Source organism: Gemmiger sp. An50 (assembly GCF_002161595.1).
GTDB lineage: Bacteria > Bacillota > Clostridia > Oscillospirales > Ruminococcaceae > Allofournierella.
In genome coordinates, this window is the sequence record NZ_NFID01000007.1 from 61,505 (window position 1) to 76,175 (window position 14,671).

Genomic DNA, 14,671 nt, shown 5'->3' on the forward strand with positions numbered 1-14,671 from the left:
AAGAATATGTTCACTAAAAACTTTCAGCGAAAATACGCCCTCACTAACCAGGGTATAAAAAACACTCGAAAAGGAACTTTCTGCACGGTAGTTGTCAACCTTGTCGTTATGGGCGGTGTGGGCATTTTATACCTGTTGATGTACGGCCTGATGGAAACCTTCGTAGGCGGCCGCCCGCTGACCAACACAGCCCTTCTGATTGGGCTGGTTATTGCATTTATCGTTCTATCTTTTGTCACCCATCTGCAGCAATATTATGCCACCTATGGACTGGTCTACAACGAGGTAAAATCCACCCGTCTCAGTCTGGCAGAAAGACTGCGCAAACTGCCTTTAGGTTACTTCGGCAAGCGTGATCTCGCAGATCTGACCGAAACCATTATGGGCGATGTAAACCGCATGGAGCATGTCTGGTCTCATGTGCTGGGCTATCTGTACGGTGCCTATATCTCCACTGCGATTATCGCGGCGTGCCTGCTGGTGTATGACTGGCGGCTGGCCATCGCCTGCCTATGGGGTGTACCGGTGGCTTTCGGCCTGTTGTTCGGTACTCGGAGGATTTCCGCCCGGAACTCCGAACGAACGAAAAAAGCTGCGATTCGTGTCTCCGACGGAATTCAGGAAGCTCTGGAAAATGTCCGCGAGATCCGTGCCACCAATCAGGAGGAGCGCTACCTTGATGGACTCAATACGAAGATTGACGCCCATGAGAAGGTCACCATCCAGGGTGAGCTGGGTACCGGCATCTTTGTCAATGCGGCCAGCGTTATCATGCGTCTGGGGGTAGCCACCACAATCCTGGTGGGAGCTGATTTGATTCTCTCCGGGCAGATTGACTTTATGCTACTGTTCTTGTTTCTTCTGACTATCACCCGCGTGTATGCACCTTTTGACCAGAGCCTGGCTCTGATCGCTGAGATGTTTGTATCTCAAATATCCGCCGACCGCATGAACGAGATCCACGACATCCCAACAGCTGATGGTACAGAGGTATTTCAGCCCAAGGGCCACGATATTGAGTTCGACCACGTGGGCTTTGCCTATGACAAGAAAAAAGTGCTGGATGGGGTGAGCTTTACCGCTCGAGAAGGCGAAGTGACTGCCTTGGTAGGTCCCTCCGGATCCGGCAAAAGTACCTGTGCGCGACTGGCTGCCCGGCTGTGGGATACAACAGAGGGAACCATCAAGGTAGGCGGCGTGGACATTTCTACGGTGGATCCAGAAGCATTGCTGACCGATTACTCTATGGTGTTCCAGGACGTAGTGCTCTTTGACGACACAGTGATGGAAAACATTCGTTTGGGCAAGCGAGGTGCCTCCGATGAAGAAGTACGAGCCGCAGCCGCAGCAGCAAACTGTGAAGAATTCATCTGTCGCCTGCCCCAGGGGTATGATACTCCCATCGGGGAAAATGGTACAAAACTCTCTGGCGGAGAGCGGCAGCGCATCTCCATTGCCCGAGCTCTTTTGAAGAATGCCCCCATCGTCCTGCTGGATGAGGCTACCGCCAGCCTGGATGTAGAAAACGAGACAAAGGTGCAGAGTGCACTCTCCCGCCTTTTGGCAGGCAAAACCGTTTTGGTTATTGCTCACCGAATGCGAACTGTGGCAGGAGCCGATCACATTGTAGTTCTGGAAAATGGCCACGTAGCTGAGCAAGGCACACCTGCAGAACTGCTAAAGCACGGAGGACTCTACCGTCGTATGGTGGAACTTCAAAACGAGAGTGCCCATTGGCAACTGAGATAATTATTTCGTCTATTCAAGTTCAGTCAGCCTTTTCTTTGGCAACACATCATCCTCTGGCCGTTTTACTGTGGTTTTAGTTGAGGATATCATCCTGTGACAATTCGATACCGACCATCTCTGCAATAAATACAGAGGAGAACACCTGTGGCTTTCCCCTTGCTCGGGAGTGCCGAGATATTCAATCTCCATTTGCAAAAAACAGGCGATGCGGCGCATTTTATGGCCTTTTGATAACAAAACCGGCACAGGCCGCACGACGCAATGAATCCATTCATTATTGATTCATTATGCCCCCCCAAACAGGGACAAAACGACCAGGAAAAGAAAGGTTTTGCGGGCGGTTCCGAGGTTCGGAGCCGCCCGCAAAACCGCATTACAGCAACAAAAAAGCCACCAGCCTTTCGGCTGATGGCTTTGGTCCCCCGAGGGATGATAAATCCGAACGCTCGATCTGCTCAAAGGTGATCCGTTCTGCACCTTCCTTGTAGTTGAAGGTCACGAGAATGTAGTCATCGTATACGACCACACTATTGACAAAGCCATCAATCAGCCGTCTGCGCCCTTCCAAGGTATTAGTGTCCACTTTGCGGAACTGGAGAATGTAGAACTGAATCTGCTCTCTGGTGAACTGAGGCTTTTTCATCTCTTCCTTGATGATGCTCAGTTCCAGTTTTTCTTTGGTGGCTTCCAGCTCGTCCAAACGGCGCTTAGTGGATGCGTTGAAAATACCCGCCTGGATTGCGTTGAGCATATTGTCGATTGCTTTCTCCGTATCTGCCAGCTGACGACGCAGGGAGGGCAGCTCGTTGCTTTCCTGCCCCTGTAATGCCAATGCCTGATCGACGAAATATTCCACAAAGGCATCATCCATGATATTCCGCATGACGGAACTGACCACAGCCTGCTCCAGCGGCTCTTTCCGAACACTTTTGTGCTTAGCGGTGCAGATTTTTCTCTTTTTGCTGTTGACGCAGCGGTAATAGTGGTATTTTCTCCCTTGGGTGCCGCTTGTCCCGCTTTCGCCCACCATCATGGCCTTACAGGTGCCGCAGAATAGCTTGGTTGTCAGCAGGTAGTCGTCCTCAGCCTTATGCCGGGCTGGGGCCTTTTTATTTTTCTTCATCTGCTCCTGCACATGCTCAAACAGGTCAGTCGGTACCAATGCAGGGATGCCATTAGGCACCACAATGTCCCGGTACTGATATTCTCCGATGTACTTTCGGTTATGTAGAACCCCGGAGATAAAATTCAAGTCTGCCGGTTTGCCACGTACCGTTGTAACACCCAAGTCATTCAGGTGATCCACAATCTGCTTCATGGTGGAGCCGGTGTCATACATCTTGAAGATGTCCAGCACCACTGGGGCGGTAACCGGATCAGGCTGGTAGTGCTTGTCGGCGTCAATAACAAAGCCAAAGGTAGGAGTGCCGCCGTTGTACTTGCACTTGAGGGCATTTTCTGTGTGGCCACGGATGACCTTTACGGAAAGCTCAGCAGAATAATACTCAGCCATGCCCTCCAGCATGGATTCCAGAATGATGCCCTCCGGGCCGTCAGCAATATTTTCTTTGGCGGAGACCACCCGCACACCGTTCTTTTTCAGGGCGGCTTTGTAGTGGGCACTGTCATAGCGGTTGCGGGCAAATCGGTCCAGCTTCCAGACAACCACCACATCAAACAACCCCTTGGCGCTGTCCTTGATCATCCGCTGGAAGTCGGGGCGGTTGTCTGTCTTGGCAGAGAGCGCCCGGTCAATGTACTCCTTCACCACGGTCATGCCGTTCTTGGCGCAATACTCCATGCACTCCCGGATCTGGCCGTCAATGCTCTCCTCACGCTGACCTTCGCTGGAATAGCGGGCATAAATCACAGCGTTCACGCTGACACCCCCTTACTCGTTGGATTCTTCTGAAAACATCCGCAGGACAGATTCTTTCAAGCGGTTGTAGTAGGGTGATTTCGGGTCAAAGCACATTTCCACGAACTGCTCCATCTCAGCGGCGCTCTTCCATACCTTCGGCTCATATTGATACAGCTTTCCCTGGGGCTCGTCGCAGCGTCCAAAGATGTAGTCCATGGAAACATCAAAGAAGTCCGCATATTTGCGCAGTAGATCAACCGATGGAGTTGATTGTCCATTTTCATAGCGGTTAAGGCTGGACTGAGTGATGCTTAAAAGCTCTGCCAACTTTGCTTGAGAAAGGGATAGGCTTTCCCGCAAGGCACGCAACCTTTTACCGAGTTGCTTCATATCGACCACATCCTCTCACAGACATTATAGCATTTTATGAATCGATTTTAAAGCAATTATTGAGTTTTATTTGGCAGAGATAACTCAGCCTTGCGCTTTGTCAGATGGTAGAGGCCTTGTGGAGAAGTTATCCAAAATAGCATCGATAATGATGTCCGCATTATTTAATTCAAGGCTCTCAATAATATAAATCACGCGTTCTAATATTTTCTTCTCAGTGTTTGTCAGAGAATCAATAGTATTGAGAGCTTTATATTTTGTGGTGCCTTTGAGTTTGCCAATCAGCATATCCAATTCAGCAAAAGCAATATCCTGACAATACTGCTCAGAATCGCCGTTGATCATTGAATTAGAGACTGCCGCATGAGCTTCTTTCAGCTTTTTGGTTATCAGTCCTTTTTGAACTCCTGAGACGCCTTGATCTATTGCCGAGGCTGCTTGTTGTGCTGTTTCATTAAGCTGACTTATAGCATTCGATAGAAGCGAATTTCTCTTTAATGAAGTAGCTCTAATATCCCGCGTAATTTCTGCTGCAAGGGTCATCAACTGTTCAAAAAGAGCGAAATAAGCAGGGTTTTTTTCAAAATTGTCTCTCCGGGCATTAGGGATAAGCAGCTTGTCTATGGCAAAGATTTCACCAATAGACCATCCATTAAACCGCGCATCTTTGAAAACAACATTCAATGTTTGGTGATCTCCAATAAGAATATTTCCTTTACGCAGTCGTATACCCTTAACAGCTTTCTCGTAGATACTCCCTTTGTAGCCTGTCTTACCTAACCACCCAATAGCAGTTAATGTTTCTCGGTCATTTGGGATCTTGACAATTTGGATATCCTGAACTGTATCAGTTATACTTTTGCCTTTATCTACTATGAACTGATCGCGGTATGGTTTATATAGGGGAGCTACACGAGTGCCATACTCTAAGGAAATATTGTAGGAGCTAATAGTCAAGCCTTCATTTTGAAGGCGTTTTACGATTTCTTTTCCCCAGACAAAATCCGGGCTATATGGCACCGGTGCATTTTGCGTTAAATAATCCTCAACCTCGGCATAAGAAAGCAAGCGCGAATTTGTGTCAACGCCATCTAACTGCACAGAAAAATAATGTTCTTCGTCTTTTTCAGGTTTAGTTAACGTCGTATACACGCTTTCAAGCACATCAACAACTGTTACATCAGCACGGGAATCGTCTGCCAACACCTCGGCCAGTTTAGAAGCATCAATGATTATCTGCGTGGCAATGGCTTCGCCCTTATATGAAGTGGTGAAGGTCAATCGTTTGCAATAACTCAAAGCTGATAATCGACCAATCCCACGGAAACCACGAGAGCTTTCTGATGACTTTTTAGAATTGCCTATACTAATCAGTGTCTTTTCAACTTCTGATGCCGGAATACCAAGACCGTTGTCAGAAATAACGATCTGATTCTCTGTCGGTACTAATTTTACTACGATTTGTTCTGAACCTAAAGTCATTACACCAGCACGAATTGCTTCATCTACGGAATCTACACTATTCTGTATGTATTCTCTGAACACAACATAAGGATCTGAATACATCCCCGACGTGAGAGACTCTAATGTGTGTTTTCCTATTACTATGCTCCTCATTATTTCTCTCCTAAAAAGTTCTCCAGCTTGATCTGGATGTTCTTTGTGATTGTCTTTGTGACTTTTTTCAGGACGGCTTGACCTTTCTCTGTATCAACCGCAGAAAGAAGTAATGATTCAAACTTCTCGATATGGGTAGCAAGAATAGAAGCCATTTCTGTCATATCCATTTCAAGAATATACTTTTGAGCTATGTCATGCTCATCTTTCGATAGTACATCTAAGTCAACAAAACGTCTATACACACGAATCAACTCAAAGTCAATGTAGCCGATACCTTCTTTTTTTGAAATCATATCCCATTTGCTTAACTGCTTATCTACGGCGAAATCGGATATAACGAGGCGCTTTAGCAGATCAGAAACTCCATCCCTACCAAAGAATTCTGCGAAGTTCTTGAAAATATAGTTTTGCTGCACCTCGCTTTCAGCAACGATATCGAGTATATCCTTGTATAAATCCGGACACTCTTCGATAATAAATGCTTTGACTATAGAGTATGTCGGGGAATTCTTGTCTATCATACCGAGAAGAGCAACCAATCTCGGTGTGGTGAGATATAGGATATAAAGTTTCCGCTGGATGGTGGAGGTTATTCCCAGCACTTTTTCTGGCAAATACTCATTGTCACCAATTAGATTTATGAAATCTTCATGTTCATCACCGAGCTGAGTGTACAACGAGTTCCACATCTGGATTTTCTTTTGATCTCGCTCCCAGCCTGCCTTGCGAATAGCAAACTGTTCCTCTGTTTCAGAAGCTTTTCCCCTGGATTTTGTGCTGATTTTACCTCTGGCTGCAATCAACTTTTCAGGCATACTAAGGAATCTCACAAAATCATCAGCACTTTTTCCAAAGTCAGCCTCAAAGAAGCTCCTGCTACAAACACCTTTACCTTGTGTCGGAACAAGCATTCTTTGAACTGCTCTCAGAAATTTTGCATTCCATTGGGAGCCAACATATCCTCGCTCATGCGCAGAAAGCGGGATGTATCTCATAGGAAATGAAAAGGCTGCTATGCGCTCCGCCTTTCCGTACTCTGCATTAAGCTCATCCAGCAAATCTAGCGTGATCTTCATTCTGTCGTAAAGATCAGCCGGTGTGTCTGCGTGATATTTTTTACCTTTTCCTCCGAAATCCTCGCTGTTGTATAGAACATAGTTTGAAAGCTCTGTTATGCCATTCTTTGCGCAAAGGCGGAGAGCCCTTTCATAAATGTCTCTATCTTCAATATGGTCAAATGCGACTCTCGCCGGTCTTAAAGCAATCTCACCAAGCCGTTTTGCTTTTTCCTCTGTAAGGAACAATGCATCAAGTCCTTGGTTGAAATCAACATATCGCTGAACAATCTTTCCCGTCCGAGGATTCTTGTATGTCGCTCCTTTTCCAAAACCTGCGGCAATGATGTCATCAATAATATCATTGAAACGGGGAGAGCGAAGCACATTGTTGTCCATTAAAATAAGATCTTTTTTCGGGCCGAATCTCTCGTCGATAGCCTTGATACGATCCTTGATATCAATATACGGGATGAATTTCGGCTCTAATGTCTGTACGGCACAGAAACCGCACTTGTTCCCACAGCCTTTTGTTGCGCTCAAAAAATAAGCATTATTAAAAGGATAAACATAATCTATGTCTTCAAGCATTGAATAGTCCGGAGTGATCTGGTCTATACACTCATCCCCTGGAAGGCCTAATTTTCCTGGCTCATTCAGAAGTCCGCATACAGGCTGGATCCCGGTTTCTTCGTATATTTGATCCGGGAGCATGGTGGCAGCTATACCGCCAACTACAATCTTGTCCGTTGAATCAACGAGGGTCTTAGCGTATTCGATTGCTTCAATCGTTACCTTCCACTCAAATGTAAATAGGGATGTGACATATACACGATCCCATTTTGTTCCGGAGAGTGCTTCTGGAAGCTTGCCCTTTGTAAATCTCACATAGTCATGAAGGATATTCTTGTGGAAGAAGGATATCTTCATCAATCCAAGCGGCGGTTGTTTGCATTTGTAATCAGGTTCAATAAGTAAAATATTTGCCATGTTTTTCACCTAAAATTGCCTTGCATTTCGTGTTTAGAATATATAAATAATACCTTGCACGAGTGATAGCAACATATTCCTTTCTTTTATCAATGGTCGAGGACGGAATATCAGTAAACTCATGGGTCAAATAGATTACTACATCGGATTCCAGACCTTTGAATTCTTCTGCCGTCTTAAAGCATATTTCGTTTTCTGCAACATCCTTGTAATGCTTAAACACAAGGTTATATGCGCCAATACGCTGTTCTCCTGCGAGGATAGAATTTGCATAGGGCACATCTGAGACGATTACAATCGATTCTTCCGAAACGTACTCCTTCTGAACAAGACGATTGACAATCAAACTAAGTGCCTTTACTGCTTGTGAGGGCTTGCTATAGTTATGTATCTCAGGATGAACGCCCACGATACTATTAGCTACTGTATCATGTCCCAAGTTGGTGCGTTCAACTGCGCATTGATATATACTGCCGGTATTGCGGATATTGTATCTGAGAACATAGGGCGGAGCATCGATAGCGAAAGCATTCTCGAAGTCCATCTCAAAGACATTCTGATTTTTGTCGTAAAACACATAGAGCGATGAGTCGCTATCATTTATCAGCAAGCTACGAATAGCCAAACCCATATCAATGTCAAAGTCTTGAGCTTCATCTACGACTATTGAATCGTATTTTGCGTCATTAGGGACATCATCCATGTACTCGAAACAGCACTTATTCCCGTTTGAGTTTACTGGCAAAGTCTCATATTGCTCACCTAAAAGGCTTTGCATTAGTTCTGCATATGTGTAAACATCAATCTTTGAATAATGTGCTACTTTTGATTTGACAAAGGCAGCCAATTCCTCGTTACAACAGGTAAATAACACTCTTTTTTCATTGAGTGCATCTTGAACAGCTTTTTTGATTCCAATAAAGGTTTTTCCTGTTCCAGCACCGCCAACAATTTGTACTTGCCTATAGTTATGCAGACAGTCCAAAATGGAGTCTTGCACAAAGTCAATTTTGGAGAACTCTTTCTCCTTGATCGGAATAAGCGCACCTGCGGCAGCGGACATGGATATCTGCTTATTTATTGCAGTTAAAAATCGAGTGCGCTGCTCTGCGGAGAATGGAATGGTAATGTTCCGCTTGTTCTTCCAATAGTGGAAAATCTGATTGATTTTCTCCCTCAAAGAAGACATATCGTTCAGGTCGATTGTAGTTTCCGGTGGCGCATCTTGCGCTAACTGAGAACCGATAGCGTATCTTGGGAAAGCAACAGCAAAACCATATACGCCATTATAATTTTGATTAAATTCAGAGACAAAATAGTTTCTAAAGTGCCTCATGCTTTTTTCTGCTTGCTCGTAAGGGCTGCATTTCAATTCACGGCTACTGGAATTGCTTGGACTATAATCCTCTATAAGCGTCCATTTACCATCATTGACAGTGATCCCGGTCCCGCCCTTCACTTCTATAGTAATAAACCCAAAAGACGGATCGAAAACTAGAAAATCACTTTCGCTGTCGATTCTCTTATTTTCGACGGTTTCAAACCAGCGAACAGAATAAAAAACCTGATACTTGTCTGGAAGCTGCTCCTTCAAAGCATAATACAAGTCTTTTTCTGTTGGCGTATAATCGTAGTTTTCGATATCAACCGGGTGCATCACTGCCATAATTTATTCCTCCCAAAAGCCTGTTGTCTTACGCTGCGTCTCTCGGTTTACATGACCAACGACTAAGGCTCTATCTAAATCCTTATTAAAGTGTTGGCATGAGACTTCATTGACAAACAAACATCCCGTACAGGCTTTTTGTCGTTCAATACAAATAGGGTCAAATATACACTTCTGTGCGTTTGAGTATGCCTTGTTCATCCACTTATCGAAATACGCCTCAAATGTATTGAACAAAGAACCTAGATTAAAACCTTGCGAGTTCTGACAGTAAATCAGGACAGCAGGAATGCCGGGGAAAATGTATTCCGACAAAGAGTCCTTGCCCAAACCACCAATATCAGCAGCAGCTCTGATTAAGAGATGGGACAATGAATGGATTAGCCGATAAACATAATAGGTTTCCTTGCTTGCCATCTCATCTATCGTTGAAAATGGATGGATAAGGCTGGGTTTAATGTTGTTAAGAAACCAGATCTTGATATCTTCTTCTGAGCCGAGATCCGGGGCTTCACCTTCATTGATAACCTCGTTAGCGAGCAACCACTGAATAATTTTTTTGCGGTCGAACTCAAAAAGAACACCTTCCGTATTCAAGTTTGTCGCGTATATGTTTTTTCGGCCGGGCTTTTCTTCCTTGAATGCATGGAGCTGTACGCCGTCTTTCCACTCGGATTCTACTCTCGTATATCCATAGGAGCAGGAAACAAACGGGATCCGATCACAAACCCTTGCGCTCTTGATGCCAAAACGGTCAGCAATCTGGGCATATTGCTCAGGATTGGCGTTAGTGTTCAGTAAACGAGCGACCTTTACCGCAGACTCCAAATCAGACACATCATCCAAGCGAGTTACCAAGTCATACTCCAAAATACGCTCTGCAATGCTGGACAGATCAGTTCCGGTGGCAAAAATACGAGTCTTCAAGTTGTTGATGATATCATTAAAACGATTCCCACATTGCTGGTCGGCTGCTGTTTTTGCTGCGGTTGCAGCAGTAACCTCATTCTTAAAGGCATCGAACATGAGCTTGTACATCTGGTCGTAAACCTTTTGATAGGCATCCGGGTCGGAAACAATACCATTTTTTATGATCTCGTCAAGCTCTTCTTTGCTTATCAATCCAAGCCAATAGGCAAAGGTAATGTACGGACCGTATTCGGTTTCTGAGATAAAGTTTTCTAACTTTTCGTCTATCAAGTCAATAAGACTTAGACTAAAGACAAAGAATTGAGCTGGGTCAAGAGCTGCCTTGGGTCTAAGCATCTCCCCGCATATTGGACATTTTACTTGCATGGGAATCAGACGCTTACACTTGGTACACACGAAATCGTAGTTGCCATACCATTTCACATACTGATATCCGTGTTCAGTGCAACGAGGATTGTGCCTGTCAGTTGCATATCCACACTTGCAGAAATAAATCTGGCGGAACTGCGCCAATTCGGAGTGGTGACATTCCGGATTAGTACAATAGCGGTGTTTCTGGTATTCTTCCTCGCTGTTAAATTGATAAACCTTATTGCAGAGTTTACAGTAAAAAGTTAGTGGGCTTATTTGAGCAACAATACCACGCTCTTCATCGGAAGCCTTTGGAGTGAGGACATCACAGTTATCTTTTGTCAGTTCTGCGCTAAATCCAACTGTGGGAGCAACCGGTCCGTGACCTGATGCTTGGCTTTCAAAAGAGCGAACAGACTCGTTGACAGTTCGTATGAGTCGCTTGACGTTAATGCCGTCCAGCTTCTCGCTGTTCCATCTTAATACCTTTGCAATGTACTGCCTACGCTCTTTTCCTCGAACCGAAAAGTCAATCCATGTTTCAGGAAGGTACTTGTAGAGCGATTGATTCTTTCCTCGCTTCATTTGCTGTTTGGAACTCATCCTGTTCACCCCCTTATTCAAGCTCAATAATCAACTGAGGGTCTGTATCGCGCAAGCTATTCATGATATGGTAGCCCATCAGCTCAAATCCAGAGAATATGTTTTCTTTTTCCCAGTTTTTATCCGCTATTTTCTCAAAAACATCATCTATGAAACTATCAATTTTAGCCCTGTACTGATTACCAAGTTCATATACCTCACCAGCGACGGTGCAGCCATATGACATTTTAAGTTCGTTTCGCACAGTGTCGGGATCCAAGCTGCCAGCAACAATCGCTTTCTTGATGTTATTCATGAAGAACAGCGAGCCATGAGCAAATTGCAGTTCCGGATCATATTTAGTAAGCAGCAAACCGGTGAAAATTCCTGGCAATGTGCAGTCAATAGCTTTTGTTGCCCAGCGATTTATAGGTACTGACTCAACCATAATATCCTTAAACTCGTGGAAATTTACAAAGTTTTTCAGATAGCTTTGGTCAGTCTCTCTGGAAGGGCGTATGATATCGATCACAATACTGGAATGGCGTCTGCCGGTTCTACTATATGCTTGGATGTACTCCGCTGTGTTACCGGGCATACCATAGAAGAACATGATGTTAAACCGGTCAGCGTCTACACCATGTGAGATCATAGACGTAGCAACAATTAAGTTCACACCATTGAAAACATCCTCATTGGTTTCGACCTGAGACAACACTTCTCTAACATCTTGGAATGTTTCGTCGCCTGTCATCTTGCGGGTGCTGAATGGAGTAATGCCAGCTTTTCTCAGCTCAACATTGATGGGTGTTTCAAACGCACCCTCCACATTGTTTCCATCTCTTTTTACATTGTTGTACTCAAGGAAAATCCAATAATCCCTTAGAATTTCAAGTGCGTCATCGATGGTTATTATCTCTATGCCCGGTATTTCTAATATTTTTTCCGGATGTTCCTTATAGTCGTAAACCACTTCACGCATATACTTCAAAGAATACACTACAGAATTGATAATTGCCTTTCCATAAGGTGCATACCCCATGATTAATCGCTGTGTGTCATCTTCTTCAATATAGGAATAAAAGTTTCGCTTGAGGTCAGGCGATGCGCACGGAAACCGAATAGGATCCTTGCTATACAACTGAGCTATTTGCGTTGCATAGGAAGAAATTGTAGCAGTAGCTCCTATTATCTTAATTGGGCGTCGAGACGGAGAAACATTTTTGACAAAATAGTCTATAAACGACTCATAGTGAGAAGCATATGTACCCAAGCTTTCACGGATTAAGTGAAGCTCATCCTGAATAAAGAGGGTAGGTGCAGGGTCATACATTTCCACTTCTTCAAGGTCAGATGCCTCAATATTACAAAACTCTCTGTCAACCATGCACTTTGTTGTACTGGTAAAGCCATGCTTGGGGCATCTGCGTGAAGCCCCGGAGAGAATATTTCTAAAGCTCGGATTGTTGCCTAAAATTGCAAGCTTATCGACTGTACTAATAATGGCAGAAGGAAGATATCTGTATATCTCATAGTCAACCATGTATATAGGCAAAACCCCGTTAGAAGGGCATTTTGCATCTTCGCAATAGTGAACTAAGCGATAGCTATCCTCATCAAATTTCAAATGGACGGTTTGCTTTCCGCAGAACGGACATATGTCAATAATGCGTTCTTCGTCCATAGCAGCTTGGGAACTTGTTCGATATTTAAGAACATTCTTTTTCTCAATTTTGTTAGGAGTGTTTGCATCACCAACAAAATAGCCGAGAGAGAACTCTTCTGTTCCAGATATTGTTGCATCGCTTCGTCTAATCAATTCTGCCTGTGCCAATACATTGGCAAGACGCTGCACTTGCTGGACTGAAAGAAGTCTAAGAGGATATCTTAAAATAGATGTTACTCCGCATTCCTTTCCTCTGTATCTATCAAAAAACAGGTTAAAAATTAAGACACCAAGGAAAGCTTCTGTTTTACCACCACCGGTAGGAAAATACAAAAGAGAGACCTCATTCAGCGTTGTTTGATCTTTTTGTGAATCAAGCAGAACATTCTCATCGCAAGCAGCAATGTCCGGCACGAGAGAGACAATAAAAACAATCTGGAACAATCTCCAAGTGCTATACTTCTTTGAGGTTTTCAAAAATGTCCGATTCATGTTCACGAAGCTCTTCATGATTATCGGATAATCATTGATAACTTCTATGCCGAACTCAAAACGACGGATTTCTCGTGCAAATTCGTCGATTTCCTCCTGCATATTCTTTATTCCGATTTCGGATAGGGACGGCTTCCTTTCCTCAAGTTTTCGCTGCCATTTTTTGTGTTCTGCAAGCATCTTCCTGTGTATATCTTTCAAAGTGGAGACAGGCTGATCGATTAGTGATTGGAATGATACTGCGAGTTCATCATTCGTCAGAAGCCTTTTCTGTACGAAGATGGGCAAATGGTTTGTGATGATTGAGTTACTTTCTTCATCGTAGATTACGGAGCAATTATTTCCTACTGCTTGCTGGCTGCTATTGTACTTATAGTCATCAGCGAAAAAGTCTAACTCTATAGGTGAAAACGCTGCCCCATCAAGGTGGATCTTCATACCAGAATTAAACAATGTCTCAATGGTCGGCTTGTCATTTGATTTTTTGTTAGACTTATGTGTGATACCGTTGGACTGAACTTGTGATCCGTTGACCAACGCGACAGAAATCAAATACTTGTCCTTAATAAGCTTGATGGTTATGTCAATATAGACATTCCAATTTTGACGAATGGGAGTGCCTTGTTTTGCATTCTTCTTTATAAACTTTTTATAGTCTTCCTCAGAAAGTAAATCTTTCAAGGTCGTTTTTTCATACAACTCGTGAGTATAGCAATATTCATCCTCCATAATTGCTGATTGAAGGTCATTGAGATACTGCTCGAATTGCTTATTTTGAGCGTGATTTGCATCTGCATAGCCATATTGAGGATTGCCTTTCAGAAGCTCATGCAGCAAAAGCACAAGTGAGAAATGGTTTTTATGGATCTGTACTTTCTTATATACGGGAACAAGCTTTTCCTTCACCTTGGAAAAAGCAGAAGGGTCTTCCTGATATTTAGAGACCAATTCCTCAAAATCTGTAAAGCGAGGCTCAAATAGTTCATTGGCTTTCTGCAACATAGTAGTACGCTGTTGCTCAAGAGTTGGATATGCCCTGTAATAAAAATCTCCTCGTGGATAGATGGTTAGCTGCGCCGAAGAGATCTCATCCGGCGTAATGTAGAAGTCAGCTCCTATCGATTCGATAAAGACATCTGACCCCCAAGACGATGTCTGTGAATCGTTCACAGGCAAAAGCTTACCTACAAAATAGCGGTTTTCGGGGTTTTCACCAACGATATAGTCTGCATTATCACCAGTGATCTTGCCCTTGAAGTTCTTCAATATTTCTTGTGCCAGCAATTCATGAGCAACACTTTTTACATTTGCCATTTATC

8 protein-coding genes are annotated in these 14,671 nt (G+C 43.9%); 1 reads left to right on the plus strand and 7 read right to left on the minus strand.

From position 1 onward, the window contains the following. Positions 1-6: 6 nt before the first annotated feature. Entirely contained in the window at positions 7-1,749 is a 1,743-nt protein-coding gene (locus B5G03_RS08000; RefSeq protein ID WP_087181202.1) for an ABC transporter ATP-binding protein, read from the plus strand. 373 nt (positions 1,750-2,122) lie between these two features. Here B5G03_RS08000 and B5G03_RS08005 read toward each other — a convergent pair whose 3' ends face one another. The 7 genes from B5G03_RS08005 to B5G03_RS08035 form a co-directional block, all read right to left on the minus strand. After that, the gene (locus B5G03_RS08005; RefSeq protein ID WP_087181203.1) at positions 2,123-3,628 is read right to left on the minus strand and encodes a recombinase family protein; all 1,506 of its coding nucleotides are present in this window, start codon (positions 3,626-3,628) and stop codon (positions 2,123-2,125) included. 12 nt (positions 3,629-3,640) lie between these two features. Then, positions 3,641-4,000 (minus strand): helix-turn-helix domain-containing protein, encoded by a 360-nt coding sequence (locus B5G03_RS08010; RefSeq protein WP_087181204.1) that lies wholly within the window; start codon positions 3,998-4,000, stop codon positions 3,641-3,643. Positions 4,001-4,084: 84 nt separating this feature from the next. Next, positions 4,085-5,617 (minus strand): ATP-binding protein, encoded by a 1,533-nt coding sequence (locus B5G03_RS08015; RefSeq protein ID WP_087181205.1) that lies wholly within the window; start codon positions 5,615-5,617, stop codon positions 4,085-4,087. Continuing rightward, complete coding sequence (locus B5G03_RS17845; RefSeq protein WP_242962351.1) at positions 5,617-7,665, minus strand: radical SAM protein; 2,049 nt, start codon at positions 7,663-7,665, stop codon at positions 5,617-5,619. Before B5G03_RS17845 ends, B5G03_RS08015 begins: the two co-directional genes overlap by 1 nt. Next, positions 7,643-9,331 carry a nuclease-related domain-containing DEAD/DEAH box helicase gene (locus tag B5G03_RS08025; RefSeq protein WP_087181207.1) on the minus strand — a complete coding sequence of 563 codons (1,689 nt, stop codon included), beginning with the start codon at positions 9,329-9,331 and terminating at the stop codon, positions 7,643-7,645. The genes B5G03_RS17845 and B5G03_RS08025 overlap by 23 nt, the downstream gene beginning before the upstream one ends. 3 nt (positions 9,332-9,334) lie before the next feature. Next, positions 9,335-11,215 carry a DUF1998 domain-containing protein gene (locus tag B5G03_RS08030; RefSeq protein ID WP_087181208.1) on the minus strand — a complete coding sequence of 627 codons (1,881 nt, stop codon included), beginning with the start codon at positions 11,213-11,215 and terminating at the stop codon, positions 9,335-9,337. A 13-nt stretch (positions 11,216-11,228) separates the two neighbouring features. After that, entirely contained in the window at positions 11,229-14,666 is a 3,438-nt protein-coding gene (locus B5G03_RS08035) for a helicase-related protein (protein ID WP_087181209.1), read from the minus strand. Positions 14,667-14,671 lie beyond the last annotated feature (5 nt).

What these genes read in the sequence shown, in the direction of transcription:
- B5G03_RS08030 (WP_087181208.1), bottom strand. Translation starts at nt 11,215, where the DNA reads ATGAGTTCCAAACAGCAAATGAAGCGAGGAAAGAATCAATCGCTCTAC.
- B5G03_RS08035 (WP_087181209.1), bottom strand. Translation starts at nt 14,666, where the DNA reads ATGGCAAATGTAAAAAGTGTTGCTCATGAATTGCTGGCACAAGAAATA.
- B5G03_RS08010 (WP_087181204.1), bottom strand. Translation starts at nt 4,000, where the DNA reads ATGAAGCAACTCGGTAAAAGGTTGCGTGCCTTGCGGGAAAGCCTATCC.
- B5G03_RS08015 (WP_087181205.1), bottom strand. Translation starts at nt 5,617, where the DNA reads ATGAGGAGCATAGTAATAGGAAAACACACATTAGAGTCTCTCACGTCG.
- B5G03_RS08000 (WP_087181202.1), top strand. Translation starts at nt 7, where the DNA reads ATGTTCACTAAAAACTTTCAGCGAAAATACGCCCTCACTAACCAGGGT.
- B5G03_RS17845 (WP_242962351.1), bottom strand. Translation starts at nt 7,665, where the DNA reads ATGGCAAATATTTTACTTATTGAACCTGATTACAAATGCAAACAACCG.
- B5G03_RS08025 (WP_087181207.1), bottom strand. Translation starts at nt 9,331, where the DNA reads ATGGCAGTGATGCACCCGGTTGATATCGAAAACTACGATTATACGCCA.